Genomic DNA, 2797 nt, shown 5'->3' with positions numbered 1-2797 from the left:
TGTCGCGACGCTGCAGTCGATCTCGAGCGCGACCGGCGCCCACTACTACGACGCCACCGACCCGACGAAGGTCGGCGACGTGCTGGGCGACCTCGTCACGAGCTTCTGAGACCCGATCGCTTCCGTCCCGCGAGGATCACGGGGTGCTCGGCGGCGGCGAGCAGCGCGGCCGCCTCGTCGACGAGCTCGGGGCGCGCCATCCGCTCGGGGATCGACGTGATCGCCGACTTCACGGGCGGCACGTGAGTGGGCTCGAGCAGCACGTCCTCGGGGATCTCGACCCAGGTGGGACCGGCCGGAGCCGCCTGGGCGAGCGACCACGCGTCAGCGAGGGCCGACGGGATCTGCGCCGCCTCGCGCACGAGCACGGTCGACTTGGTGACGTTGCGGGCGCTCTGCTGCTGGTCGTCGAGCTGGTGCAGCAGGCCCTTGCGGGCGCCGCCGAGCCCGCGGCGCGGGATCTGGCTCGTGATGACGAGGATCGGCACTCCGGTGGCGTACGCCTCCTGCAGCGCGCCGAGCGCGGTGAGCGCGCCCGGCCCCGTGGAGAGGAACAGCACGCCGACCTCGCCGGTGGCGCGGGCGTAGCCGTCCGCCCCGAACGCCGAGTTGTTCTCCACGCGCGAGCTCACGAACTCGAGGTCGCTGCGCCGGATCGCGTCGAACAAGCCGAGCGCGTGCTGGCCGGGGATGCCGAAGACGTGGGTGACGCCGAGCGCGGCCAGCGACTCGACGACGACGTCGCCGCCGTTGCGGACGTGCGCCTCGGTGGTCGCGGTGGCGGTGCCGGTGGCAGCCGGGTCGGTCGCCTCCGTCGCCACCCTCGCGGCGTCGGTCATCGCCTCAGACAACGGATGCCTCGCGCACGAGCTGCTCGGCCGAGGGCACGCCGCCCGCGGCATCCGTCGCCTCGTGCCGGATCGCGAGCAGCGAGACCAGGTCGTACGCGAGGTGGGATGCGGCGACGCCGGTGATCTCGGCGTGGTCGTAGGCCGGGGCGACCTCGACGACGTCGGCGCCGATGAGGTTGAGCCCGCGGAATCCGCGGAGGATCTCGAGGAGCTCGCGGCTGGTGATGCCGCCGGCCTCGGGCGTTCCGGTGCCGGGCGCGTGCGCGGGGTCCATGACGTCGACATCGATCGAGATGTAGAGCGGGCGGTCGCCGATGCGATCCCGCAGCTTGGCCACGACCTCGTCGACGCCCTGGCGGTAGACGTCGGCGCTCGTGACGATGCCGAAGCCGAAGCGGCGGTCGTCCTCGAGGTCCTTCTTGCCGTAGAGGGGGCCGCGGGTGCCGACGTGGCTGAGTGCCTCGGTGTCGATGATGCCCTCCTCGAACGCCCGGCGGAACGGCGTGCCGTGCGTGTACTCGGCGCCGAAGTAGGTGTCCCAGGTGTCGAGGTGCGCGTCGAAGTGCAGCAGCGCGACGGGCCCGTGCCGGTCGGCCGCGGCGCGGAGCAGCGGCAGTGCGATGGTGTGGTCGCCGCCGAGGGTGACCAGGCGGGTGCCGTTCGCGGTGAGGTCGAGGGCGGCGGCCTGGATGGCGTCGATCGCCTCGCCGATGTTGAACGGGTTCGCGACGATGTCGCCCGCGTCGGCGACCTGGGCGACCTCGAACGGCGACACGTCGAGCGCCGGGTTGTAGGGACGCAGCAGGCGCGAGGCCTCGCGGATGTGCGTCGGGCCGAAGCGCGCGCCGGGCCGGTAGGAGACGCCGCTGTCGAACGGCACGCCGGCGACGACGATGTCGGCGTGCTCGACCTGGTCGAGGCGGGGCAGCCGCGCGAACCCGGCGGGGCCCGCGTAGCGCGGGGTCTTGGAGCTGTCGATGGGACCGATCGGCTGCGTCATCTCGCAACCTCCTTGTTGCTTGGCTTGTTGCTTGGCTTGTTGCTTCTTGTGAATCTTTTGTTGCTACATGGGCAACTACGACTGCAGACAAAGTAGCCCCGATGCGGGCGTGCGTCAAGACCGGATCGAGACGGATGCCGCGCGCACGCGACATCCGTCACGGTCAGGCGCGGGTGCGCTCGAGCCGGAGGGGCTCGTGGTCAGGAGCTCCAGAGCGCCGGGACGAGCACCCAGATCACCTCGGCGCCGCCGTCGCCGGCGACCTGCCAGCTGTGCGGCTCGTGACCGTTGAAGGTGATGCTGTCGCCGCGGCCGAGCTCCCAGTCCTGGTCGGAAAAGCGCACGACGACCGAGCCCTGCAGCACGTGCAGCACGTCGACGTCGGCGGCGACCGCGTAGAGCTCCTTGCCGCCGTGCCCGCCCGGCTCGATCACCGACCGGATCACCTGCACGCGCGATTCGGAGCGCGGCGAGAGCAGGCGCTCCTCGGTGTCGACACCGCCGAGGTTGATCCGCGGGCCCGTGCCGGCGGGCACGAACTGCACGTCGGGCGCCTCGAAGAGGGATCCGACCGAGATGGAGAGCACGTCGCAGAGGGTGATCAGCGACGAGACGCTCGGCGACGTCATGTCGCGTTCGACCCGGGAGAGGAACCCCTTGGTCAGGCCGGTGATGCGCGCGACCTCGTCGATCGTGAGCTGCTGGGCCTGGCGGGCGGCGCGCAGGCGGGAGCCGATGGCGACACGGCGACTGTTCGGCTCCAACGGCATCGGGCGCATGATGCACACACGCTACCCGATGGGTCTCGGGCTGCCCGGGACGCGCGGGGTGCGCGGGGTGCGCGCGGGGTGTGCACGCGCCGCGCGGTCGGCGCCCGGTGGGCGGCGGGCCGCGTCAGTCGCGCGTCGCCGTGCCCGTCAGGATGCCGCGCGCGATCGCGTGGAAG

General features: G+C 72.1%; 2 protein-coding genes and 1 pseudogene. All 3 read right to left on the bottom strand.

All coding sequences use genetic code 11. From position 1 onward, the window contains the following. Positions 1-125 precede the first annotated feature (125 nt). Positions 126-839, bottom strand: a pseudogene (locus GH736_RS20585) (thiamine pyrophosphate-binding protein); the annotation flags it as partial. Between the two features lie 4 nt (positions 840-843). Continuing rightward, on the bottom strand, positions 844-1851 hold the full coding sequence (speB, locus tag GH736_RS20580; protein WP_159606642.1) for an agmatinase: 1008 nt from the start codon (positions 1849-1851) through the stop codon (positions 844-846). A 200-nt stretch (positions 1852-2051) separates the two neighbouring features. Further along, positions 2052-2630: a helix-turn-helix domain-containing protein gene (locus GH736_RS20575; RefSeq protein ID WP_159606640.1), complete on the bottom strand. Its 579-nt coding sequence runs from the start codon at positions 2628-2630 to the stop codon at positions 2052-2054. Positions 2631-2797 lie beyond the last annotated feature (167 nt).

This window comes from Agromyces humi, from assembly GCF_009720255.1.
Taxonomy (GTDB): Bacteria; Actinomycetota; Actinomycetes; order Actinomycetales; family Microbacteriaceae; genus Agromyces; species Agromyces humi.
This window is presented reverse-complemented; position numbering and strand designations above follow the sequence as displayed.